Below are 24,172 nucleotides of genomic sequence, written 5' to 3' on the forward strand. Positions count from 1 at the left end.
GTTACTCCCGCTATCAGCTGCGGATCGCTGTCCGGGTGCGTGAGCTCGTCGACCAGGGCACCGCGATCGAGGACGCGTGCCGCATCGTCGCGCTGCAGGACCAGCTCGAAGAAGCCCTCGCACTCAACGAACAGCTCCGCACCCACACCCACTCCGCCGCCTGAGAACGGCCCCGCGTACGGCAGGACTTTGACCGGATGCCCTAGCCGCGGGGGAAGCAGTCTTGACCACGCTGTGCACTGTGAGCGCCGGTTGCAGCCGGCCGGCCGCAACATTCCCGGCCACGAACTCTGGGGCCTGGTCGAAGCGACCGGCAGAAGAACTGGGCCTGGCCAGCAGCCCGTAGGAGCCCGGCCCACGCCCAAAGTCCCGGAGAAGTCCCACGGGTGCCGCCGCACCCCTTGCTGATCTGTGTTCGCGCAGCTCAGAAGGGGTGCGGCGGCACCCGCCGGTCAGATGTCGCGGAACGTCTCGATCTGCGCGCCGATCGTGTTGAGCCGCTCGGCCAGGTCCTCGTAGCCGCGGTTGATGACATAGACGTTGCGCAGTACGGAGGTGCCCTCGGCGGCCATCATCGCGAGCAGGATGACGACGGCGGGGCGCAGCGCGGGCGGGCACATCATCTCGGCGGCGCGCCAGCGGGTCGGACCCTCGACGAGGACGCGGTGCGGGTCGAGCAGTTTGACGCCGGCGCCCAGCCGGGTGAGCTCGGTGAGGTAGATCGCGCGGTTGTCGTACACCCAGTCGTGGATGAGCGTGGAGCCCTGGGCGGTCGCGGCGATGGCGGCGAAGAAGGGGACGTTGTCGATATTGAGGCCGGGGAACGGCATCGGGTGGATCTTGTCGATGGGCGCGCGGAGCTTGGACGGGCGCACGGTGAGGTCGATGAGGCGGGTCCGGCCGTTGTCGGCCTTGTACTCCTCGGTGCGCTCGTGGTCCAGCCCCATCTCCTCCAGGACGGCCAGTTCGATCTCCAGGAACTCGATCGGCACCCGGCGGATCGTCAGCTCCGACTCGGTGACCACGGCGGCGGCCAGCAGGCTCATCGCCTCGACCGGGTCCTCGGAGGGCGCGTAGTCCACATCGCGGTCGATGTCGGTGACGCCGTGCACGGTCAGGGTGGTGGTGCCGACGCCGTCGACCCGTACCCCGAGCTGCTCCAGGAAGAAGCAGAGGTCCTGGACCATGTAGTTCGAGCTGGCGTTGCGGATCACGGTGATGCCGTTGTTACGGGCGGCGGCCAGCAGCGCGTTCTCGGTGACGGTGTCGCCGCGTTCGGTCAGCACGATGGGCCGGCTGGGGGAGATCGCCCGCTCGACGACCGCGTGATAGGTGCCGTCGGTGGCGGTCACGTCGAGGCCGAAGTGGCGCAGCGCGTTCATGTGCGGCTGCACCGTACGGGTGCCGAGGTCGCAGCCGCCGGCGTACGGGATCCGGAAACGGTCGGTGCGGTGCAGCAGCGGGCCGAGGAACATGATCACGCTGCGGGTGCGCCGGGCCGCCTCGGTGTCCATCGCGTCGAGGTCCAGCTCGGCCGGCGGCACGATCTCCAGATCATTGCCGTCGTTGATCCAGCGGGTGCGGACGCCGATGCTGTTCAGCACCTCCAGGATCCGGTAGACCTCCTCGATCCTGGCGACCCGGCGCAGCGTGGTGCGCCCGGAGTTCAGCAGGGAGGCGCACAGCAGCGCGACGCACGCGTTCTTGCTGGTCTTCACGTCGATCGCGCCGGACAGCCGCCGGCCGCCGACGACCCGCAGGTGCATGGGCCCCGCGTAGCCGAGCGACACGATCTCGCTGTCCAGCGCCTCGCCGATTCTGGCGATCATCTCCAGGCTGATGTTCTGGTTGCCGCGCTCGATGCGGTTGACCGCGCTCTGGCTGGTGCCCAGCGCCTCCGCGAGCTGGGACTGGGTCCAGCCACGGTGCTGGCGGGCGTCACGGATGAGCTTGCCGATACGGGCGAGGTAGTCATCGATCATGTGGCAAACGGTATCTCACACATGAGATGGGGGCCGTGTGGCGAAAGGCAGGTGCGGCGTGTGGATCGTCGCGAACGGGGTAGACGTGGCGCGGTGGCCCTCGATCCAGCAACGTTACACAAGGTCACTATCTCGGATATGAGATTAATGCGCCTGATCGTGTGAAGGATTGCTCCAGATGGAGGAGTAGGTTCCGGGTGATGGCGCCGGGCGCGGGACAGCGCCACAGGGGTGCCGGGGCATGACCCCGCACCGGTGATGTACTAGAGTTATCTCGACATCGAGATATCTGCCGAGGCGTACCACGCCGCAGTCACCGAGCCGCTAGGTAAGGCATACCTAACTTAGCGCTCACCTTAGCGGATCGGCATGGAGTCGTGTCGGTCGTGTCGGCAGGATTGCGGTGGTACGCGCGAATTACATGCATGAAGGAGACTGTCGTGTCGGCGAACAGCTTCGACGCCCGCAGCACGCTGCAGGTGGGCGACGAGTCGTACGAGATCTTCAAGCTGGACAAGGTCGAGGGCTCCGCCCGCCTTCCCTACAGCTTGAAGGTCCTGCTGGAGAACCTGCTCCGCACCGAGGACGGCGCGAACATCACCGCCGACCACATCCGGGCCATCGGCAACTGGGACTCGAGCGCCCAGCCCAGCCAGGAGATCCAGTTCACGCCGGCCCGCGTGATCATGCAGGACTTCACCGGCGTGCCCTGCGTGGTGGACCTCGCCACCATGCGTGAGGCCGTCAAGGAGCTCGGCGGCGACCCGTCCCGCATCAACCCGCTGGCCCCGGCCGAGCTGGTCATCGACCACTCCGTGATCGCCGACAAGTTCGGTACGCCGGAGGCGTTCGCGCAGAACGTGGAGCTGGAGTACGGCCGGAACCGGGAGCGCTACCAGTTCCTGCGCTGGGGCCAGACCGCGTTCGACGAGTTCAAGGTCGTCCCGCCGGGCACCGGCATCGTTCACCAGGTGAACATCGAGCACCTGGCCCGTACCGTCATGGTCCGCAACGGCCAGGCGTACCCCGATACCCTCGTCGGCACCGACTCGCACACCACCATGGTCAACGGTCTGGGTGTGCTGGGCTGGGGCGTCGGTGGCATCGAGGCCGAGGCCGCGATGCTCGGCCAGCCGGTGTCGATGCTCATCCCGCGCGTCGTCGGCTTCAAGCTGACCGGCGAGCTGCCGGCCGGCACCACTGCCACCGACCTGGTGCTGACGATCACCGAGATGCTGCGCAAGCACGGCGTCGTCGGCAAGTTCGTCGAGTTCTACGGTGAGGGCGTCGCCGCCACCTCGCTCGCCAACCGCGCCACCATCGGCAACATGTCGCCGGAGTTCGGCTCCACCGCCGCGATCTTCCCGATCGATGACGAGACCCTGAAGTACCTGCGGCTCACCGGCCGCGACGCTCAGCAGGTCGCGCTCGTCGAGGCCTACGCCAAGGCGCAGGGCCTGTGGCTGGACCCGGCCGCCGAGCCGGACTTCTCGGAGAAGCTGCAGCTCGACCTCTCCACGGTGGTCCCCTCCATCGCCGGCCCGAAGCGCCCGCAGGACCGCATCGTCCTCGCGAACGCCTCGCAGCAGTTCGCCCGGGACGTACGCAACTACGTCGAGGACGACGACGAGGCCGGCAAGGAGTCCTTCCCGGCCTCCGACTCCCCGGCCTCGACGAACGGCGTTCCGAGCCGTCCGACCCTGGTCACCCTCGCGGACGGTACGTCCTTCGAGATCGACCACGGCGCCGTCACCGTCGCCGCGATCACCTCCTGCACCAACACCTCGAACCCCTACGTCATGGTCGCCGCCGCGCTCGTGGCCAAGAAGGCGGTCGAGAAGGGCCTGACCCGCAAGCCGTGGGTCAAGACCACCCTCGCCCCGGGCTCGAAGGTCGTCACGGACTACTTCGACAAGGCCGGCCTCACCCCGTACCTCGACAAGATGGGCTTCAACCTCGTCGGGTACGGCTGCACCACCTGCATCGGGAACTCCGGTCCGCTGGACGAGGAGATCTCGAAGGCGATCAACGAGCACGACCTGGCCGTCACCTCGGTGCTCTCGGGCAACCGCAACTTCGAGGGCCGGATCAACCCCGACGTCAAGATGAACTACCTGGCGTCGCCGCCGCTGGTCGTCGCGTACGCCATCGCGGGCTCCATGAAGGTGGACATCACCAAGGACGCCATCGGCACCGACACCGAGGGCAAGCCGGTCTTCCTGCAGGACATCTGGCCGACCGAGGCCGAGGTCAACGACGTCGTGGCGAACGCCATCGGCGAGGACATGTTCAACAAGTCCTACCGGGACGTCTTCGCGGGTGACGCGCAGTGGCAGGCGCTGCCGATCCCGACCGGCAACACGTTCGAGTGGGACAGCGAGTCCACCTACGTCCGCAAGCCCCCGTACTTCGACGGCATGACGATGGAGACCACCCCGGTCACCGATGTCACCGGCGCCCGGGTGCTGGCCCGGCTGGGCGACTCGGTCACCACCGACCACATCTCCCCGGCCGGTGCGATCAAGGCCGACACCCCGGCCGGCAAGTACCTGACCGAGCACAAGGTCGAGCGCCGTGACTTCAACAGCTACGGCTCGCGCCGCGGCAACCACGAAGTCATGATCCGCGGCACCTTCGCCAACATCCGGCTGCGCAACCAGATCGCCCCGGGGACCGAGGGCGGCTTCACCCGCGACTTCACCGTCGAGGGCGGCCCGGTGTCGTTCATCTACGACGCCTCGCAGAACTACCAGGCCGCCGGCATCCCGCTGGTCATCCTGGCGGGCAAGGAGTACGGCTCGGGCTCGTCCCGCGACTGGGCCGCCAAGGGCACCGCGCTGCTCGGCGTCAAGGCCGTCATCGCCGAGTCCTACGAGCGCATCCACCGCTCGAACCTGATCGGCATGGGCGTCCTGCCGCTGCAGTACCCGGAGGGCGTCACGGCGGCCTCCCTGGGTCTCACCGGCGAGGAGACCTTCTCCTTCACCGGCGTGACCGCGCTGAACGACGGCGGGATCCCGGAGACGGTGAAGGTGACGGCCGGCGACGTGGAATTCGACGCCAAGCTGCGCATCGACACCCCCGGCGAGGCGGACTACTACCGCAACGGCGGCATCCTGCAGTACGTACTGCGCTCGCTGATCACCAAGTAGGCCCGGCCCGACACGGGCCAGGACGGCCCGCCACGGCCGTCCGGACGGACCGCATCCCTCACCCGGGGGTGCGGTCCGTCCGCATTTGTCCTTCAAGAACTGAACGCATGAGGGTGATCAATGGTAGATAAGTGAAGGCAAATGCCTACTGTTCGAGGTGGTTCCAGTAACGGAGTCTGCCCCTCCGCGTTTCGGCCAGGTCTCAACTCGGGAAAGCTTCACGGCCAAACGGGCTTTCGATCTTGCCCTCTCAACGAGAAGTGGACTATACCTGTCGCGTCCAGGGAAGCCCGCGAACGCGGGCCGGGCGGGGGGATCGACGGGCCGAAAACGCCCGCTCGTGGCAGGACCACCCCTCCGGTGGATGGCAGCATCACTGAAGCTTCATCTGTTCGCGGGCGCCGGCGGATTCCGCTGCACCGCATGAGTCCTGTAGAGGGCGAGGACTTGAGCATGGGATCCGAACTGAACCGCCGGGATCTGGTCAAGCGCGCGATGGCCGTTGGCCTGGTCGCCGTACCGTCGGCATCTTTCCTCACCGCGTGTGCCTCCGACAGCGGTGACAAGACCGACAAGCCCAAGGAAACGGGCACGGTGTCCGCCAAGAACCCGCTCGGTGTCAAGGAGGGCGCGCCTCTCGAGGCGTTCATCTTCAAGGGCGGCTTCGGCGACGACTACGTCAAGAACGCCGAGACGGCTTACAACACCACGTACAAGACGACGGTCAAGCACACGGGTACCCAGGCCCTGGGACCGAAGCTGCAGCCGCGCTTCGCCGGCGGCAGCCCGCCGGACGTCATGGACAACTCGGGTGCCGACAACCTGGACACGGCGGCGCTCGCCAAGCAGGGCAAGCTCGTCGACCTCACCCCGCTGCTCGACGCCGCGTCCTTCGACGACCCGGCCAAGAAGGTCCGCGACACCCTGATCGCCGGCACCATCGAGCAGGGCCAGTACGGCGGCAAGGAGGTGTACGCGCTCAACTACGCGTTCACCGTCTACGGCACCTGGTACTCCAACAAGCTCTTCCAGGCGAAGGGCTGGACGTACCCGCAGACCTTCACGGAGCAGCTGGCGCTCTGCGAGAAGATCAAGGCCGCGGGCATCGCGCCGTACACGTACCCGGGTAAGTACCCGTACTACGTGCACTTCGACATCTTCGCCCAGATCGCCAAGGCCGGCGGCGTCGAGGGCATCAACGCCATCGACAACCTGGAGCCGAAGGCGTTCCAGACCGACGCGGTCAAGGGTGTCATCGCGTACTACGAGGAGCTGGCCGCCAAGGGCTACATCCTCCAGGGTTCCGAGGGCAAGACCCACATCCAGGCGCAGACCGACTGGACGAAGGGCAAGGCCGCCTTCATCCCGAACGGTTCCTGGGTGGAGAACGAGGCAGCGCCCACCATGCCGAAGGACTTCGACCTGGCGGTCGGCGCGATCCAGGGCGGCGCCAGCGACAAGCTCCCGTTCGGTGCCATCCGCGCCGCGGCCGGCGAGCCCTTCATCGTCGCCAAGGACGGCAAGAACCCGGCCGGCGGCATGGAACTGCTCCGCATCATGCTGAGCAAGGCCCAGGCCAAGGCGTTCACCGAGTCCCTGAAGTCCCTGACCGCCGTCGCGGGCGCCGAGGAGGGCCTGACCCTCACCCCGGGTCTCGCCTCCGCGAGCAAGGGCCTCAAGGCCGCCGCCGCCAACGTGGTGAACCCGCGTCTCGGCGACTGGTACAAGAAGCTGAACGAAGAGACCATCGGAAACCTCACGCTCGACCTGCTCTCCGGCAAGATCAAGGCCGCGGAGTGGATCACCAAGGCGCAGGCGGCCTCGGACGCGACCGCGAAGGACTCCTCCGTCCCGAAGTTCAAGCACGCCTGACGCTGCTTCACTTGTACTGACTGAGACGAGAGCGACCGGCGACATGCGACATGGCAAGTACCGGTTCATCATCGGCTTTCTGGCAATCCCCTTGGCGTTGTACGGGGTCCTCGTGATCTCGCCCTTCGTCCAGGACTTCCAGATCTCGATGACGGACTGGAGCGGAATCTCATCCGACAAGAAATTCATCGGGCTCGACAACTACCAGAAGCTCATTCACAACGACCTCTTCTGGAAGTCGTTGTCGCACAACATCATCATGCTGCTGGTGGTGCCGCTGGTGACTCTGTCGCTCGGTCTGTTCTTCGCCTTCATGCTCAACGTCGGAGGCCGCCGCAGAGGAAGTGCTGCGGGGGTCTCCGGCGTGCGGGGATCGTCCATCTACAAGGTGGTCTTCTTCTTCCCGCAGGTGCTGTCCGTCACGATCATCGCTGTGCTCTGGCAGCAGATCTACAACCCGGACAACAAGGAAGGCCTGCTCAACGCCCTGCTGGGGAACCTGGGCCTGGCCTCCCTCCAGCACGCGTGGCTGGGCGACAAGTCCACCGCACTGGCCTGCATCATGGTCGTCATGATCTGGGCGAACGTCGGCTTCTACGTCGTGCTGTTCTCCGCCGGGATGGCCTCCATCCCGACCGAGATCTACGAGGCGGCGCGGCTGGACGGCGCCGAGCGCGGCACGACGTTCTTCCGGATCACCCTGCCGCTGCTGCGGGACACGGTTGCCACCGGCTGGGTGTACATGGGCATCATGGCCATGGACGGATTCGCGTTCGTGCAGCTGATGTCGGTGAACAACGGCGGGCCCGACGAATCGACCGACGTGCTGCCCCTGCTGCTGTACAAGACGGCTTTCCGGGACAACAGCCAGTTCGGTTACGCGGCCTCGATGGGTGTCGCGATGCTGATCGTGACGCTGATCTTCGCCGTTCTCAGCATGCGGCTGTCGCGCCGCGACCGTATCGAGTTCTAGGGGTGGCGCGATGACGACGAACGCAGTTTCTGTGGAGAATCAGAAGTCGGCGGCCCCGACCGCCAAAAAGACCACCAAACGCAACTGGCGGCGCAGTGAGGGAGGCGTGCTCAACGTCTTCTCCCACGGCTTCCTCCTGGTGTGGGCGCTCATGGTCGGGGTGCCGATGCTCTGGGTGCTCTGGAGTTCGCTCAAGACCTCGGGCGACATCGTGGGCAGCCCCTGGTCGCTCCCGACGCACCTGCACTTCGACAACTGGACCCGGGCCTGGAACAAGGCCAACATCGGCCAGTACTTCATCAACACGGCGATCGTGGTCGGCTTCTCGACCACCGGCACGATGATCCTGGGCTCGATGGCCGCCTACGTCCTGGCGCGCTTCGAGTTCTTCGGGAACCGGTTCATCTACTACCTCTTCGTCGGGGGCATGGCCTTCCCCGTCGTGATGGTGCTGGTCCCGCTCTTCTTCGTCACGAAGAACCTGGGCCTGTTGAACACGTTCCCCGGACTGATCCTGGTCTACATCGCGTACTCGCTGCCCTTCACCGTGTTCTTCATGACGTCGTTCTTCCGGACGCTGCCGACCTCGATCGCGGAGGCGGCACTGGTCGACGGGTCCTCGCACACGAGGACCTTCTTCCAGATCATGCTGCCGATGTCGAAGCCGGGCCTCATCAGCATCGGTGTCTTCAACATCCTGGGCCAGTGGAATCAGTACCTGCTGCCGATCGTCCTCAACCAGGGCGACTCCAAGAACTACCTGCTGACGCAGGGGCTGGCGGACCTGGCGACGCAGCAGGGGTACGCGGGCGACTGGGCGGCGCTCTTCGCCGGCCTCGCCATCGCGATGCTCCCGGTGCTCGCCGTCTACATCGTCTTCCAGAAGCAGATCCAGGCCGGCCTCACCGCCGGTGCGATCAAGTAGTCGGGCACGGGTAGCCGCGGTACGGACGGGGGCGGCGTGAGCGCTCTGCCGCGCGTCACCCTCAACACCGGCACTGCGATGCCACAGCTCGGTCTGGGCGTCGGTCATCTGACCGACGCCCAGGCCGCTGTCGCGGTGTCGACGGCACTGGAGTGCGGCTACCGCGGTATCGACACCGCCGCGGTGTACGCCAACGAGCGCGGCACCGGCCGGGCGCTCGCCGCCTCGGGGCTGCCCCGCGCGGACCTCTTCGTCACCACCAAGCTGTGGAACGCCGACCAGGGCCACGACCGGACGCTGCGCGCCTTCGACGCCTCACTGACCGCGCTCGGCCTGGAGTACGTCGACCTCTACCTGATCCACTGGCCCCAGCCGGACCGCGAGCTGTACCCGGAGAGCTGGCGGGCGCTGGAACGGATCCACGCCGAAGGGCGCGCCCGCGCCATCGGTGTCTCCAACTTCTGTATCCCGCACCTCGAACGGCTGGTGGCCGGATCCGGCATCGTCCCGGCCGTCAACCAGATCGAACTGCACCCCTGGTACCAGCGGCCCGCCCTGCGGGCCCACCACCGCGCGCGGGGCATCGCCACCGAGGCGTACAGCCCACTGGGCCAGGGCGACGTGCTCACGCTGCCGGTGCTCACCGGCATCGCGGGGCGGTACGGGGTGACCGCCGCCCAGGTCGTCCTGCGGTGGAATCTGCAGCTCGGCCACATCGCGATCCCCCGCTCGGCCGACCCGGCCAGGATCCGGCGGAACGCGGACCTGCTCGGCTTCGCCCTGGACGACGCGGACCTGGCGGCTATCGCCGGCCTGGACGCGGGGCGCCGCCTGGGTCCCGATCTGAACGGCGTCGGGTAACGGTTCTAGACCGTTGCGTGGTGCGCCCGGTCCCTGATCTGCTCCAGCAGCGCCGCCTGGCCCACCAGCGACTCCCCGTACGCGTCGAAGGGCGCGCCCGTCAGCACCCGGTGGGCGAACGCCCGGGCTCCGTTGGCGTACTGGTCGTCGGCCGGCAGAACCAGATCCTCCACCGAGTCCTGCCGCTCCCAGCGCACCGAGGGCAGCAGATCGGGGGGCGGGGTGAAGGCCCGGTCCACGCTGATCCGGCCCTCGGAGCCCCACAGGGCATAGGTGGTGCGGTAGGAGGAGTCGAAGCCGAAGGAGAGCTCCGCCGAGACACCCGAGGGCGTGTGGAACAGGGCGCTGCCGCCCACGTCCACGCCCGTGCGCCCGTCGATCCGCAGGTGGGAGCCGGCCAGGGTGAGATCCGGGCCGAGGAAGTACGTTGCCGCGCGGACGGTGTAGGCGCCCACGTCCAGCAGGGCGCCGCCGCCGAGCTCAGGGCTGTTGCGGATGTCGCCGGCGGGGCGCGGCGGGACGCCGAAGGCGGCGCTGAAGACCCGCGGCGCACCGATCGCGCCGGCGTCGATCCGCTCGCGCACGGCCGGGTGCTGGGAGTGGTGGAGGAAGAGGAAGTTCTCCATCAGCCACAGACCGTGGTCCCGCGCCGCGGCCACCAGTTCCCCGGCCTCCTCGGCCCCCGTCGTCAGGGACTTCTCGGCCAGTACGTGCTTGCCGGCGTCCAGCGCCCGCATCGCCCACCGGTGGTGCAGGCCGGTCGGCAGGACCACGTACACGGCGTCGACGTCCTCCCGCTCCAGCAGCGCCTCGTACCCGGTGACGGGCTCGCCGCCGAACCGGTCCGCGAAGCGTGCCGCCTTCGCGGGGTCACGGCTGGCCAGTGCCGTGATCCGGAGCTCCGGGACGGTGGCGATCGCGGGCAGCATCTTGCGCCAGGCGAAGTCGGCGCAGCCCAGCACCCCGAGCCGCAGGACGCCGGAGGCCGGTTCGGGCTCGCTCATCGGGGTTCCCCTTCACACCTTTACCGGTGCGCGTCGCCGGTCACAGGCTTCGCGCGCAGGCGAGCAGGGTGCGCGCCTCCACGTTCAGATAATGGCCGTGACCCACCAGTTCCATCAGCTGGGACACGGTCGTCCAGCAGAAGTCCTCCGGCACCCGGACCGGCACCTCGTCCCCGACCTCGATCAGCCGGTAGCGGGTCCTGGCGTGGTAAAAACGGCCGCCCTCCTCGGACAGCACCGTGTCGAAGCGCACCTGGTCCTTCGAGGCCCCGTTCACCACGTCGAGGAACGGCGGCGCTCCGCCCGGGCCGCCGGCCGCCGCGTCGGGGAGCTGCACGGTGGGCGCGATCTCGACCCGGTCCAGCAGCCCCGGCTCGTGCCCGGCGCGCGCGAGCAGATGCGGTACGCCGTCGATCCGGCGGACGAGGAACGCGGCGAGTCCCAGGCCGCGGGGGGCGAGCAGCGGCTGCGTCCAGCCGGGCACCTCCCGGTTCCCCGCCTGCACCCGTACCGCGATGACGTCGAAACGGTCCCCGTCCTCGTCCGCTATCCGCCGCGCGGACCGGGTCCAGCCCGGCACACCGGCCAGCGGCACCAGCCGCGCGGACCAGTCGCAGCGGGTCTTGGCCTCGGTGAACCAGCTGAGGACGTGGCTCATGGAGTGGTGCGCCCCGGGAGAACCGGGGCCCGGTGGGAAGGGCAGTGAGGCGATCACCGAGCGGCTGTCCATGTTGACGAGGTCGTCGATCCGCAGCATCCGCCGCAGGTCGTCCCAGGCGATCCACTGGTGGTCCTCGTGCGGCGGAACGTCCTCGGTCACCCGCACCACCATGTTGCGGTTGCGCTTCTGCCAGAACCAGGTGCCCTGCTCGGACTGCAGGGTGTCCACCAGGACCTGCCCGCGGCCGGGGCCGCGGAAGTGGTCGAGGTAGCGGGTCGGCTGGCCGCCGTGCACCCGGGTGTAGTTGCTGCGGGTGGCCTGCACGGTGGGGGAGAGCTGCAGGGTGTTGATGTTGCCGGGTTCCATCTTCGCCTGCATCAGACAGTGCGGGACCCCGTCGAAGTCCTTCACGAGGATGCCGAGGACGCCGAACTCCGGCTGGTGGATCACCGGCTGGGTCCAGGTCCCGCGGCCGTCCCCGTCGGTCACCCGCAGCCCTTCCACCGAGAAGAACTTCCCGCTCCCGTGGACCAGGTTCCCGGTCGGCTCGTCGAAGGACCAGCCCTCCATCTCGTCGAACGGGATCCGGGTGACGTCGAACCAGCCCGCCCTGGCGCGCTTGGCCCACCACTCCTGGAACGGTTCGGGAACCCCCTCCCAGCTCATCGCCCGGGCACCGGGACGAAGTACGGGCTGAACGTCTCGTGCAGGTGGATGCGGCTGCCGTCGGAGCAGTTGATGATGTACTCCTTGAACGCGCAGGGCGTACCGGCCCCGCCCGGGGGCCAGCTCGCCAGCCCGTTGTCGAGGATGACGCGGTGCTGCATGGAGTTGCGGGCGCGCAGTTCACGGCCCAGCGGCGTGGAGTCCTGGGTGTCCGCGAGCCACGGCACGGCCGCCCCGTCGAAGGCGACACGGTTGCTGCTGACGACCTCCCCGGCGGGGGTGAGCAGCGCGGACCTGCGGAGCACCGGCTTCGCGTGCGACGACAGCCCCAGCTCGTCGCGGATCCGGCGGTCCAGGGAGCCGGCGTCCACCGGAAGCTGGGAGTCGACGCGGACGGTGAGCCGGCAGGCGATCAGCGACTCCAGCAGGATCGTGGTCGATCCCTCGCTCTCCAGCAGCATGCGGGTCTGCGGGGGCAGTTCCATGAACGTGTCGCGTGAGGTGCGGTGGATACCGGGAGCGGAGTTCTCCATGGCTAGCTCGGTTCCGGGCCCTTGAGCGGCTTGCCCATCGCCGACCGGGGGATCTCGTCCAGGAAGCTGACCCGCCGCGGCATCTGGTGCGGGGCCAGCCGGGACTGGCACCACGCGAGCAGCTCCGCGACGGTGAGGCCGGAGCTGGTGACGATGCGGGCGGCCGGCACCTGGCCGCGTACGTCGTCGGGGGCCGCGACGACCTGGACGTCGGTCACCGCCGGGTGCCGGGCCAGTACCCGTTCGATCTCCGCCGGGCTGACCTTCTTGCCCGCGACGTTGATGATGTTCTTCAGCCGGCCGTTGATCCGGATGCCGCCGTCCTCGATGCGGGCCAGATCGCCGGTGCGGTACCAGTCGCCGTCGAAGTCGAGCGGGAGCAGCCCGTCGGTGCCGGTGTAGCCGGCCGCCAACGCGTCGGTCCGCAGCTGCAGTTCACCGCCGCCGGACACGCCGTCCACCGGGACCAGCCGGGGGACGACGCCGGGGAACGGTGTGCCGACCTCGCCCGGCAACTGCTCCCCGGTGCTGAGCGCCGCGGAGAGCGCCCCGGTTTCCGAGGACCCGTACGCGTTGTAGAGGGCGAAGTCGTACCGCCCGGTGATGGCGCCGGCCGCCGCCGGGGGCAGCGGGGCGCCCGAGGAGACCGCCATCCGCAGCTCCCCGAAGTCCAGCGGTGCGGCGGTACCCGCCAGCAGCTGGAACTGGAACGGCAGCCCGACCAGCGTCCGCGCCCCGTGTTCGCGCACCGCGCGGGCCAGTTGGGACGGTATGGACCGCGAGGGGACGTGCCGGATCGGGGTGCCGTGCAGCAGGGGCGCGGCGATGCCGTAGGCGAAGCCGTAGCAGTGGAAGGCAAGGGTGCTGACGACGCCCGGCAGGCCCTGCGCGTATCCCATGAACGCCGCGATCCGGTGCGCGTCCGTGAGGACGGTGGCGGCCGGCCGGACGACGCCGGTGGGCGTTCCGGTGGATCCCGAGGTGAGGAAGATCTGGGAGCGGGCCGGGATGCCGGCCAGGCTGTGGGTGGCGGCCCGGGTGTGCGTCCACAGCTCGACGCCGCCGTCGGTGGTCCGCACGGCGGGCGGTTCCGACGGCTCCGGGAGCGTCGCGCTGTCCCGGACGACGAGCCCGCCGAAGTCGGTGGGCGCGCCGGGATCGCTGTGGAGGACGGTCAGTTGGGCCAGGTCCGCGGCGAGGGTGACGACCGCGCGGACGGCCGCGTCGGCGACGTCCACCACCACCGGTAGTCCCGTGGCGGGGTGCCGCCCGAGGTGTCCGGCGAAGACTTCCGCCGAGGTGATCAACTCACGGTAGGTCCATGCCCGCTTGCCGGAGATGAGGGCGACGTCGTCGCTCCGTCCCGCCCCGTCCCGAACTGCCGCGAAGAATCCGGCGTCCGCCACTGCTCCTCCTGGATATCCGGTCAAGAGCCGGTCAGCGGTGGGTGAGGACGAAGTCGGCCATCCTGCCGACCGACTGGAAGTTCTCCACGTCCAGGTCCTCGTCCGGGATGGTGATGTCGAACTCCGACTCCAGCCACACCAGCGTCTCCAGGATTCCCAGGGAGTCGAATCCGGCGAACTGCCGCAGATCGTCCGTCTCCTGGAGCGCGGCACCGCGCGCTTCCGGCAGGGTTTCCGCGAGGCGGCCGACGAGCGCCGCCACGACTGTCTCCCGAGAAATCATCGTCCCTCTCCCACGCCATGGCAGGATCGCCCCGTACTCAGCCGGTAAGTTGTCTAGACCGGTTGAGGGCGCGAGCCTAACAGCGGGCCCAGTGGGGGCGAAAGGGCTTTCCTTGAAGAGCGCTTGGGCTTCCGGGGAGGAGCGCTTGGACTTTTGACGCGGTCCCCGAACGGCCTCCCGGACGGCTCCCGAGCGCCGGGGATCACTTCGTGACATCGGCAAAACCGCCGCGTACTGTGTGGCCCGGCTGCGGCCGGGGCCGGGGGAGCGGCCGTGGTGAACGCTTCGACGGGGGAGGGCTGGTGGAGGTTTCGAGGGCGGCGGACCGGAGCGGGCACGAGGCCGGCGGCGGTGCCGCCGAGCGTGCCGGAGTACGGCCGGAGGAACGGGTGGGCGTGCTGACCGACGCGGTCGGCGCGTTCGACCGGCGGACCGCGCGGCTGGCGCGACTGGTCGCCGCGACAGGATCCAGACCGGCCGGCAGTCTCGGCCGCCTCGACGAGATCGGCTGGCAGGTCGCGGGCATCCTGCGGACGCACCGCGTCCGGCCGCTGCCGGTCGTGGTCTCGGTGCTGGCGGGCGACCACGGGGTGGCCGAGCACGGAGTCTCCGCGCACCGGCCGGAGGCCACCGCCCGGCTCTTCGCGGAGATCGTCGCGGGACAGGCACCCGTCTGCGCGCTCGCCGCCCGGGTGGGCGGCCGGGTGGAGGCCGCGGACCTGGGGCTGCGCACCGACACCGGGGACCACCGCTACAAGATCGGATACGGCACGGCGGACATCACCCGCGCCGACGCGATGACCTTCGGACAGGCGCTGGACGCGATCGAGGCCGGCGCCCGGTTCGCCCACGAGGTCTTCCCCGCCGGGAGCATGGCCGCCTGCGGTGAGATCGGCGTCGGCAACACGACGTCGGCCGCGGCGCTGGCCGCCCGGCTGCTCGGGGCCGACCCGCGGGACCTCGCGGGCAGGGGCTCCGGCGTCGGCGAGGAGACCGTCCGGCTCAAGACGCGGCTGGTGGAACAGGCGCTGGAGCGCACGTCCGGGCCCGACGGCGATCCGGTCCACGGAGGGGATCCGGTCCGGCAGCTCGCCGCGCTCGGCGGTTACGAGCTGTGCGGCAACGTCGGCGTGATCCTGGCCGCCGCCGCCCGCGGCTGCCTGGTGGTGCTCGACGGCTGTATGACGGCGGTGTCCGCGCTCATCGCCTGCCGGCTGTGCCCGCAGGTCCGCGAGTACCTGGTGGCCTCCCATGTCTCCACCGAACCCGCCCACCGGATGCTGCTGGACGAGATGGGGCTGAAGCCGGTGCTCGACCTGGAGATGCGGCTCGGCATGGGATCGGGCGCCGCGCTCGCGGCCGGCCCGGTCAACGCGCTGCTCGCGGTGACCGAACTGGCCGCCGCATCCGGCCCTCCACCTGCGGCTTCTCCTCCATCGACCGAGCAGTCCCGCAACGCGACGGCGCAGTCCCCCGACCCTTCAGGAAGCGAACGCATATGACGGTGCGGGGCGTCATCCTCGATCTCGACGGAACGCTGGTGGAGTCCCGGGGCGTGCATGTGCGCTGTCTGCGCGCGGCGTGCCAGGACCTCGGGCTGCCGCGGCCGAGCGCGGCCCTCATCGCGACCCGGTCGGCCGCGACCGATCGGGCGACGCTCGTCCGGCTGGTCGGTGAGCCGCTCGCCGAGCGGGCGATGGCGGCCTACAACGCGCACTTCCCGCTCGCGCTCGCGGAGGCACCCGCCCCGCCCCGGCCGGGCGCCGCCGAGGCGATCGAGGAGCTGACCGCGCTGGGCCTCGCCCTCGGAGTGTGCACCGGCCGTTCCCGGGCCGCCGCGGCCCTGCTGCTCACCGCCGCGGGCCTCGACATCCCGCTGCTGGTCGCCCGCGAGGACGTCGACGAGCCCAAGCCGGCCCCGGAGGGTCTGCGCCGGGCCCGGGGACTGCTGGGACTCTCCGCGGCCGAGGTGGTCTTCGCCGGGGACACCGCGCACGACGTCCGGCAGGGGGAGGCGGCGGGCATCACCACCTATCTGGTGGGGGGCGCCCCGGGCGCCGCACTGGCGTCGCTCGCCGGACTGCCCGCCCTGCTGACCGCCTCTCTCCTGCCGGCCGCCGGGAGCGAAGGGTGACCGACACGCGGACGGCTCAGCTGGACCTCGCGGGACTGCGCTCCGCCCAGGCACCCCTGACGTGGGGGCAACGGGTGATCTACGAGGCGGTGCGGAGCAGGACCGAGGCGCACGCCTACGACTACAACATCAAGTACTTCGTGGAGCTGGACGGCACCTTCGCCACCGAGGACGTGCTGGCCGCCCTGCGGCAGGTGGTGGCCGCGTACGAGAGCCTGCGCACCGTCTACCTCCCGGGAACGGACGCTGAGCCGCCCCGGCAGTCGGTCCAGGGGGAGGGGCGGCTGCCCGTCCGGATCGAACCCATGGCGGCCGGCGCCGATCCCGAGGCCGAGACCGTCCGGCTGCACACCCGGATGGCGGAGTCCGGCTTCGACCTCTCACACGAATGGGGGATCCGGGTCACGCTGCTGCTGGCGCCCGGGGGAGCGCCGCTCCGCGTCCTTCTCTATCTCTCCCATGTGGCGCTGGACGGCTGGGCGCTGCGGATCCTGGAACAGGATCTGCGGGACCGGCTGGCGGGCCGGCCCGCCGCCGATGCGGCCGGGCCGCGGCACACCCAGCCGCTGGATCTGGCGGAGCAGGAGCAGTCCGAGCGGGGCCGGGCGATGAACCGCCGGTCGGGCGCCTATGTGCGCAAGGTCCTCGACGGCGCCCCGCAGTCGATGTTCGCGGGGGCGTCGGGCGATCCCGGGGCCGCGCACGGCGAGCTGCGCTCCGCCCCGATGGACGCCGCCGCCCGGACGATCGCCCTGCGCTGCCAGGTGAGCACGGCGACCGTGCACCTCGCGGCGTTCGCGGCGCTCCTCGCGCGCCGCAACGGCACCACCCGCTGCGCGCTGAAGACGATCTTCGCCAACCGGGTCGGCGCGGACCGGCAGGGCATGGTCGCCCCGCTCGCCTCCGATGTCGTGCTCTGCCCCGATGTCTCCGGGCCCGCGTTCGACGACGTCGTCCGCGCCACCCACAAGGACACGCTGCGCGGGTACGCCAGGGCCCAGTACGACCCGGCGGATCTCGACGGGCTGATCGCGGCGGCGGGCCAGGCCCGGGGGCAGCGGCTGGACCTGTCCGTCCTGCACAACGACACCACTCTGCTGTTCGGCGAGCCGGAACAGCGGACCCGGACACCGGAGGACACGGCGGAGGAGGGTGCGGACGACCGGTCCTTCTCCTGGGCGGCGCCGTTCGCCCTGCCCGCCCTGAAGCTCTACTACAACGTGAGCTCCGAGCCGGAGGGCCCGCGCACCGTGCACCGACTGGTCGCGGACACCGCGTACCTGCCCCGGGACGACGTCCGTGGGCTGCTCCTGGACATGGAGACGCTGCTGACCGAGTCCGCCCGCCACCCCGGGGCACCGATGGCGGAGCCGCCGGACGGCTTTCTGGTCCGGCCACTGGCCCGGGGCGACGACTGGCTGCTGACCGACGCCTCCTGGGCCGATCTCGGTGCCATGCGCCGGGCCCTGCTCGGCCTGGAAGCGGTGGCCGACGCCGAACTGCTCGTCGACCGGGACGCCGCCGGGGTGCCCCGGGTGACGGCGCGGGTGGTCCCGCCCGCAAGGGGCGACGGCGGCCGGCCCGTCACCGTCGCGGAGGTGCGGCGCGCGTACGAAGCGGCGCTCTCCGTCCTGCCCGATGTCGTTCTCCCGCACTATTACCTTGTCGAAAGGCCCCAGTTCCGTGTCGCGTCCCACTGACCGACCGACGGTCGGCGTCATCGTCCCCGCCATGAACTCCTCGGACTTCATCGACCAGGCCCTGGGGTCGGTGGCCATGCAGACCCGGCCCGTCGACCAGATCGTCGTCGTGGACGACTGCTCCGACGACGACACCGTGCGGCGCGTGGAGCGCTGGAGCGAGGTGCTGCCGCTGACACTGGTCCGCAACACCCGCCGCCTCGGTGTCTGGGGTGCCCGGGGGACCGGGATCGAGCGGCTCGGCACCGACCTGGTGTGCCAGCTCGACGGCGACGACGCCTTCCTTCCGCACCACGTCGAGGCGATGTGCGACGCCTACGAGGCCAGCCCGGGGCTGATCAGCCCCCGCCCGCTGACCTGGACCGGCACCGGGCCGTTCGTCCCCGGCACGTACACCAAGGGCCGGCTGCCGCTCCCCGGCGATCAGCTCGTCCAGCTGCTCGCGCAGAACTACGTCGTGGTCGGCGCGCTGTACAGCCGGGCGCTGTACGACAAGGTCGGCGGCTTCCGGAAGATCGCCTACGGCGAGGAGTGGGACCTGTGGCTGCGGCTGGTCGCCGCGGGCGCGGTCGTCAGCAAGCCGGCGGACCCTTCGTACGTCTACCGCGTCCGTGCCTCCAGCTACGCGGGCGGCTTCGCGCGGAACACGGCGGAGACCGAGGTGCTCGGCCGCTTCCTGGCCGAGACCCGGGACCCGCGGCTGCGCCGGGCGGTCAAGATCGCCCTGCTCCAGCGGACCGGCACGGACGGGCTGCCGGAGGCGCACGATCCGCTCGCGGCGCCCGGGGTGGACGCGGCGGTGCTCGCCCGGGCGGGCATCGGGCGCGATCACCTTGTGTACGTGCGGCGGGATCCGGATCTCGGCTGGGTGCTCGCCGGCCGGGACGAATCGACGGGCGGTCCTGCGACGGCGGTGATCGCGGACGACGGCCGGCTCGTGCTGCGGATGACCGGTGGGGAGAACGACTACGAGGTCACCTTCGTCGAGGACGAGCTGCTGCGCCGCGACACGTCTTCCCTCCGTGACGTCCTGAGGCGCTGAGAGGGTACGGGCGACCTATGACGCATCGGGCTTTCCGTCGCAGAATGGTCTCAGCCCTTGACGGGACATGACCCTAAAGGCTCAGCTTAGGGTTCACATGTTGTAGACGACGGGGTCTCACTGGTGCGGCCTCGTCCGTTCGGGCGGCGGTTTGTACCGCCTGCCGAGGCAGGAGTGGATGGTCGTGGAGACTCCGGGATCGCAGTCATCGCTGCACCGGGCCAACCTAGAGCGTGTGGTCCGCGCCGTACGGCTGGCAGGCTCGCTCACCCAGGCGGAGATCGCCCGGAGTACCGGGCTGTCCGCCGCCACGGTCTCCAATATCGTCCGGGAGCTGCGGGACAACGGAACGGTGCAGGTCACGCCTACCTCCTCCGGAGGAAGACGGGCCCGCAGCGTTGCGCTGTCCGGCGATGTCGGCATCGTCGTGGGCGTCGACTTCGGACACTCGCACCTGCGGGTGGCGGTGGGGAACCTGGCGCACCAGGTGCTGGCCGAGCAGTCCGAGCCGATCGACGTGGACGCCTCCGCGTCGCAGGGCTTCGACCGGGCCGAGCAGCTGGTCGCCCAGCTGATCGAGTCGACCGGCATAGGCGTGGACAAGGTGCTCGGGGTCGGCCTCGGTGTCCCCGGCCCCATAGACGTGGAGTCCGGAGCCATCGGATCGACCGCGATCCTGCCCGGCTGGAGCGGCATCAACCCACGTCAGGAGCTGTCCGACCGACTCGGCATGCCCGTGAAGGTGGACAACGACGCCAACCTGGGCGCGCTGGGCGAACTGGTCTGGGGCGGCGGCCGCGGGGTACGGGACCTGGCCTACATCAAGGTCGCCAGCGGCGTCGGCGCGGGCCTGGTGATAGACGGCCGCATCTACCGCGGCCCGGGCGGCACGGCGGGCGAGATAGGGCACATCACGCTGGACGAGTCGGGCCCGGTGTGCCGCTGCGGCAACCGCGGCTGCCTGGAGACCTTCACCGCCGCGCGCTACACCCTGGAGCTGCTGCGCAGCAGCCACGGCGCCGATCTCACGGTGCCGCGGATGGTCCAGTACGCCCGGGAGGGCGATCCGGGCTGCCGCCGGGTGATCGCGGACGTGGGGCGGCACATCGGCATGGGCGTGGCCAGTCTCTGCAACCTCCTCAACCCCAGCAGGGTCGTCCTCGGGGGCGATCTCGCGGAGGCCGGCGAGCTGGTGCTGGCGCCGATCCGCGAGTCGGTGGCGCGCTACGCCATTCCGAGCGCGGCCCGGCAGCTGTCGATCGTCCCCGGCGGGCTCGGCGCACGCGCGGAAGTACTCGGAGCGCTCGCTCTGGTACTGAGCGAAATGGGTGATTCGACCCTTCTTGATGGAAATGCTCCGGCGGCGGTTCTGGCCCTTTCAGCGCAACGACCTGCATAACCCTGGGTTCACACAGCTAACGAAACGCGCCGTTGCCATCTCGTTAAGTGTTTACTTATTGACGGCATGGCAACGGCGGAGTTGACTCACGTGAACCTCGGCCGCAGCGTTGCGGCCTCGTCAGGGAGGCAACCCAAAATGAACGCAATGATGCGTCGTGCCGTAATTGGCTCGCTTGCGGTAACGATGGCCCTGTCCGTGGCCGCGTGCGGCAAGGCCGGAGACGACAAGTCCGACAGCAGCAAGGACAAGTCGATCGGCCTGCTCCTTCCGGAGAACGCGACGACGCGCTACGAGAAGTTCGACCGCCCGCTGATCGAAGCGAAGATCAAGTCGCTCTGCTCCGACTGCAAGATCGAGTACGCGAACGCCGCCGGTGACCCGGCCAAGCAGGCGCAGCAGGTCAGCAGCATGATCACCAAGGGCGTCAAGGTCCTGATCCTCGACCCGCAGGACGCGGTCGGCATCAAGGCCTCGGTCCAGGCGGCCGTGGACAAGGGCATCAAGGTCGTGGCGTACGACCGCTTCGCCCAGGGCCCCGTCTCCGCCTACGTCTCCTACGACAACGAGAAGGTCGGCGAGCTGCAGGGCCAGGCCCTCCTCGACGCCATGGGCGCCAAGGCCACCCCGACTGCCAACGTTGTCATGATCAACGGTGACGACGCCGACCCGAACGCCGCGCAGTTCAAGGCCGGTGCCCACAAGGCGCTCGACGGCAAGGTCAAGATCGCGTACGAGCAGAGCGGTCTGTGGAAGGACACCGTCGCCAACCAGAAGGTCACGGCGGCCATCACCCAGCTCGGCGCCAAGAACATCGCCGGTGTCTACTCCGCCAACGACGGCATGGCCGGCGGTATCGCCACCGCCCTCAAGGGCGCGGGCATCAACGTCCCGCTGACCGGTCAGGACGCCGAGCTCGCCGGTGTCCAGCGGATCCTCGCGGACCAGCAGACCAGCACCGTCTACAAGGCCTTCAAGCCCGAGGCCGACGCGACCGCCGAGATCGCGGTCAAGCTGCTCAACGGCGAGGACATCAAGTCCGTCGCGGACATCACGGCGACCAGCGGCTCCGGCACCACCGTGCCCGCGAAGCTGCTCCCCGCGGTGTCGGTGACCAAGGCCAACATCAAGGACACGGTCGTCAAGGACCAGCTCTACACCGTGGCCCAGATCTGCACCGCTGACTACGCCGCCGCCTGCAAGGCCGCCGGCATTCAGTAAAACCCCGGGGCTCACAAGGCCCCCGGTCCCGTAAAAGCCTGTCCGGCGCCCCGCCCCACCATCATCCCCGCTTCGGGGTGGGGCGCCGGACGGAAACGCTTACGGGTCACGGGACTTACCCCCACGTATTCACTTTGTAATCCTGTGCTTCTTGCACGTCCTTCCGCGCCTCTCCCAGGGCGCGGCATCCCCGCCGGTCAGGCGGCGAAGGAGATGATTCACGTGTCCGCTACGCCCGTGTTGGCGTTGCGCGGAGTCTCCAAGCGATTCGGTGCGGTGCAAGCCCTCACCGATGTCGAGCTGGAGGTCCATACCGGTCAGGTCGTCGCGCTGGTCGGTGACAACGGTGCCGGCAAGTCCACTCTGGTCAAGACGATCGCCGGTGTGCACCCGATCGACGAAGGCGTCATCGAGTGGGAGGGCACGCCGGTCAGCATCGACCGGCCGCACGACGCCCAGGGCCTCGGCATCGCCACCGTCTACCAGGACCTCGCGCTCTGCGACAACCTCGATGTCGTCGGCAATCTCTACCTCGGCCGCGAACTGCGCCGCGGGCTCGCGCTCGACGAGGTGACGATGGAGCAGCGCGCCCGCGAGCTGCTCGACACCCTGTCGATCCGCATCCCGAGCGTCCGCATCCCGATCGCGAGTCTGTCCGGTGGCCAGCGACAGGTCGTCGCCATCGCCCGCGCGCTGATCGGTGACCCGAAGGTCGTCATCCTCGACGAGCCCACCGCCGCCCTCGGCGTGGAGCAGACCGCCCAGGTCCTCGACCTGGTCGAGCGGCTGCGCGAGCGTGGCCTCGCCGTCATCCTCATCAGCCACAACATGGCCGATGTGCGCGCCGTGGCGGACACGGTGTCCGTCCTGCGGCTCGGCAAGAACAACGGTGCCTTCCCGGTGAAGGACACCAGTCCCGAAGAGATCATCGCGGCGATCACCGGAGCCACGGAGAACGCCGTGACCCGTCGTCAGGCGCGCAACACGGAGGCGGCAAAGTGAGCGACCTGTCCAAGACGGTGAAGGACACGCCCCCGGCCGAAGACCCCACCGCGGCGGCGATCCCCGTCGTCGACCCGCGACTGCTGGTCCGCGAAGAGGGACTCAAGGGCTATCTGACCGAGTTCAAGCGCAAGGTGCGCGGTGGTGAGCTCGGCTCGCTGCCCGTCGTCGTCGGTCTGATCATCATCTGGTCTGTGTTCCAGTCCCAGGACAGCCTGTTCCTGAGCGCCGGCAACATGCTCAACATCAGCTACTTCATGTCCGCCACCGGCATGATCGCCATCGGCCTGGTCTTCGTGCTGCTGCTCGGTGAGATCGACCTGTCGGTCGCCTCCGTCAGTGGTCTGTCGGCCGCCGTCTTCGCCATCCTGGCGACGACACACGGTGTGAATCCCTGGCTGGCCGTCTTCCTGACCCTCCTGACCGGTATCGCCATCGGCGCGCTGCACGGTTACTTCTTCGCCAAGATCGGTGTGCCGGCCTTCGTGGTCACCCTCGCCGGCAACCTCGGCTGGAACGGCCTGATGCTGTGGCTGCTGGGCGACACCGGCAGCCTCTCGATCCAGGACAAGGGCCCGCTGCACCTGCTCGGGCAGCGCTCCTTCTTCATGAACCAGGACATCGCCGGCGCGTACCTGCTGGCGGGTCTCGGCACCGTCGCCCTGCTCGCCGGCTCGCTCATCGAGCAGCGCCGCCGCCGCCAGGCCGGGGTCCCGTACCGGCCGACCGGCGAGATCGCCGTACGTGTCGGTGCGCTGGCCGTGGTCTCCTTCGTCGCCGCGTACGTGCTGAACCAGGCGGCGGGTGTGCCCAACGCCCTGGTGATCTTCCTCGTGGCGCTCGTGCTCACCGACTTCGTCCTGCGGCGCACCTCGTACGGCCGCAAGATCTTCGCCGTCGGTGGCAGCATCGAGGCCGCCCGCCGTGCCGGTATCAACGTGGCCCTGATCCGTATCTCGGTGTTCGCCATCTCCGGCGGCTTCGCGGCGGCCGGCGGTCTGTTCCTCGCCGCGCAGACCTACACCGCGACGCTCGCCGCCGGTAGCGGCAACCTCCTGATGCTGGCCATCGCGGCCGCGGTCATCGGTGGCACCAGCCTCTTCGGCGGTCGCGGCAACACCTGGTCCGCCCTGCTCGGCATGCTCGTCATCCAGTCCATCCAGACCGGCCTCGACCTGCTGAACATGAACACCTCGCTGCAGTACATGATCACCGGCGCCGTTCTGCTCGCCGCCGTGGTCATCGACTCGGTGTCGCGCAAGACGCAGAAGGCCTCCGGCCGCGCGTAACGCTCCATCGCACACACCTCCGCATGTCGGTGGTGTGGCGGCACCGGCCCGGTGCGGGGATGATCAT

19 protein-coding genes and 1 pseudogene are annotated in these 24,172 nt (G+C 69.5%); 14 read left to right on the plus strand and 6 right to left on the minus strand.

Features of this window, described 5'->3' with window-relative positions; all coding sequences use genetic code 11:
- Positions 1-164: pseudogene (locus G3I60_RS46045) on the plus strand (MerR family transcriptional regulator); the annotation flags it as partial.
- Positions 165-452: 288 nt separating this feature from the next.
- Here G3I60_RS46045 and G3I60_RS38280 read toward each other — a convergent pair.
- Complete coding sequence (locus tag G3I60_RS38280) at positions 453-1,982, minus strand: UDP-N-acetylglucosamine 1-carboxyvinyltransferase (RefSeq protein ID WP_164297972.1); 1,530 nt, start codon at positions 1,980-1,982, stop codon at positions 453-455.
- Between the two features lie 440 nt (positions 1,983-2,422).
- Between G3I60_RS38280 and acnA the strand changes: the two genes are divergently transcribed.
- From acnA to G3I60_RS38305, 5 genes are all read left to right on the plus strand, one after another.
- Positions 2,423-5,134, plus strand: coding sequence for an aconitate hydratase AcnA (gene acnA, locus G3I60_RS38285; protein WP_138354262.1), 2,712 nt, complete (start codon positions 2,423-2,425; stop codon positions 5,132-5,134).
- A gap of 453 nt (positions 5,135-5,587) precedes the next feature.
- Positions 5,588-7,006 carry an N-acetylglucosamine/diacetylchitobiose ABC transporter substrate-binding protein gene (gene ngcE, locus G3I60_RS38290; RefSeq protein WP_164297968.1) on the plus strand — a complete coding sequence of 473 codons (1,419 nt, stop codon included), beginning with the start codon at positions 5,588-5,590 and terminating at the stop codon, positions 7,004-7,006.
- Positions 7,007-7,049: 43 nt separating this feature from the next.
- Positions 7,050-7,979: a carbohydrate ABC transporter permease gene (locus tag G3I60_RS38295; protein ID WP_138354264.1), complete on the plus strand. Its 930-nt coding sequence runs from the start codon at positions 7,050-7,052 to the stop codon at positions 7,977-7,979.
- Positions 7,980-7,989: 10 nt separating this feature from the next.
- Positions 7,990-8,904: a carbohydrate ABC transporter permease gene (locus G3I60_RS38300; protein WP_138354265.1), complete on the plus strand. Its 915-nt coding sequence runs from the start codon at positions 7,990-7,992 to the stop codon at positions 8,902-8,904.
- A 36-nt stretch (positions 8,905-8,940) separates the two neighbouring features.
- The gene (locus G3I60_RS38305) at positions 8,941-9,765 is read left to right on the plus strand and encodes an aldo/keto reductase (RefSeq protein WP_164297966.1); all 825 of its coding nucleotides are present in this window, start codon (positions 8,941-8,943) and stop codon (positions 9,763-9,765) included.
- A 5-nt stretch (positions 9,766-9,770) separates the two neighbouring features.
- Here the strand turns inward: G3I60_RS38305 and G3I60_RS38310 are convergent, their stop codons facing one another.
- The 5 genes from G3I60_RS38310 to G3I60_RS38330 are packed head-to-tail and all read right to left on the minus strand — an operon-like array spanning position 9,771 to position 14,318.
- Positions 9,771-10,769 carry a Gfo/Idh/MocA family protein gene (locus tag G3I60_RS38310; protein WP_164297964.1) on the minus strand — a complete coding sequence of 333 codons (999 nt, stop codon included), beginning with the start codon at positions 10,767-10,769 and terminating at the stop codon, positions 9,771-9,773.
- A 40-nt stretch (positions 10,770-10,809) separates the two neighbouring features.
- A complete protein-coding gene (locus G3I60_RS38315) occupies positions 10,810-12,096 on the minus strand; it encodes an NDP-hexose 2,3-dehydratase family protein (protein ID WP_164297962.1) in 1,287 nt (428 codons plus the stop codon).
- On the minus strand, positions 12,093-12,629 hold the full coding sequence (locus tag G3I60_RS38320) for a hypothetical protein (protein ID WP_164297960.1): 537 nt from the start codon (positions 12,627-12,629) through the stop codon (positions 12,093-12,095). Before G3I60_RS38320 ends, G3I60_RS38315 begins: the two co-directional genes overlap by 4 nt.
- 2 nt (positions 12,630-12,631) lie before the next feature.
- Entirely contained in the window at positions 12,632-14,035 is a 1,404-nt protein-coding gene (locus G3I60_RS38325) for a fatty acid--CoA ligase family protein (protein WP_164297958.1), read from the minus strand.
- 31 nt (positions 14,036-14,066) lie between these two features.
- On the minus strand, positions 14,067-14,318 hold the full coding sequence (locus G3I60_RS38330) for an acyl carrier protein (protein ID WP_138354271.1): 252 nt from the start codon (positions 14,316-14,318) through the stop codon (positions 14,067-14,069).
- A gap of 302 nt (positions 14,319-14,620) precedes the next feature.
- Between G3I60_RS38330 and G3I60_RS38335 the strand changes: the two genes are divergently transcribed.
- The 8 genes from G3I60_RS38335 to G3I60_RS38370 all read left to right on the plus strand — a co-directional run bounded on the left by G3I60_RS38335 (position 14,621) and on the right by G3I60_RS38370 (position 24,105).
- A complete protein-coding gene (locus tag G3I60_RS38335) occupies positions 14,621-15,820 on the plus strand; it encodes a nicotinate-nucleotide--dimethylbenzimidazole phosphoribosyltransferase (RefSeq protein ID WP_164297956.1) in 1,200 nt (399 codons plus the stop codon).
- A complete protein-coding gene (locus G3I60_RS38340; RefSeq protein ID WP_164297954.1) occupies positions 15,817-16,452 on the plus strand; it encodes an HAD family hydrolase in 636 nt (211 codons plus the stop codon). Before G3I60_RS38335 ends, G3I60_RS38340 begins: the two co-directional genes overlap by 4 nt.
- Entirely contained in the window at positions 16,449-18,152 is a 1,704-nt protein-coding gene (locus tag G3I60_RS38345) for a condensation domain-containing protein (RefSeq protein ID WP_164297952.1), read from the plus strand. The genes G3I60_RS38340 and G3I60_RS38345 overlap by 4 nt, the downstream gene beginning before the upstream one ends.
- The gene (locus G3I60_RS38350; RefSeq protein WP_275405998.1) at positions 18,091-19,194 is read left to right on the plus strand and encodes a glycosyltransferase family A protein; all 1,104 of its coding nucleotides are present in this window, start codon (positions 18,091-18,093) and stop codon (positions 19,192-19,194) included. The genes G3I60_RS38345 and G3I60_RS38350 overlap by 62 nt, the downstream gene beginning before the upstream one ends.
- Before the next feature lie 184 nt (positions 19,195-19,378).
- Positions 19,379-20,593, plus strand: a complete 1,215-nt coding sequence (locus G3I60_RS38355; RefSeq protein WP_343241819.1) for an ROK family transcriptional regulator — start codon at positions 19,379-19,381, stop codon at positions 20,591-20,593.
- 150 nt (positions 20,594-20,743) lie between these two features.
- The gene (locus G3I60_RS38360; protein WP_164297976.1) at positions 20,744-21,814 is read left to right on the plus strand and encodes a sugar ABC transporter substrate-binding protein; all 1,071 of its coding nucleotides are present in this window, start codon (positions 20,744-20,746) and stop codon (positions 21,812-21,814) included.
- Positions 21,815-22,027: 213 nt separating this feature from the next.
- Positions 22,028-22,816: an ATP-binding cassette domain-containing protein gene (locus G3I60_RS38365; protein ID WP_164297946.1), complete on the plus strand. Its 789-nt coding sequence runs from the start codon at positions 22,028-22,030 to the stop codon at positions 22,814-22,816.
- Positions 22,813-24,105, plus strand: coding sequence for a sugar ABC transporter permease (locus tag G3I60_RS38370; RefSeq protein ID WP_138354278.1), 1,293 nt, complete (start codon positions 22,813-22,815; stop codon positions 24,103-24,105). The genes G3I60_RS38365 and G3I60_RS38370 overlap by 4 nt, the downstream gene beginning before the upstream one ends.
- Positions 24,106-24,172: the final 67 nt, after the last annotated feature.

Source organism: Streptomyces sp. SID13666, assembly GCF_010548325.1.
GTDB classification, from domain to species: domain Bacteria; phylum Actinomycetota; class Actinomycetes; order Streptomycetales; family Streptomycetaceae; genus Actinacidiphila; species Actinacidiphila fildesensis.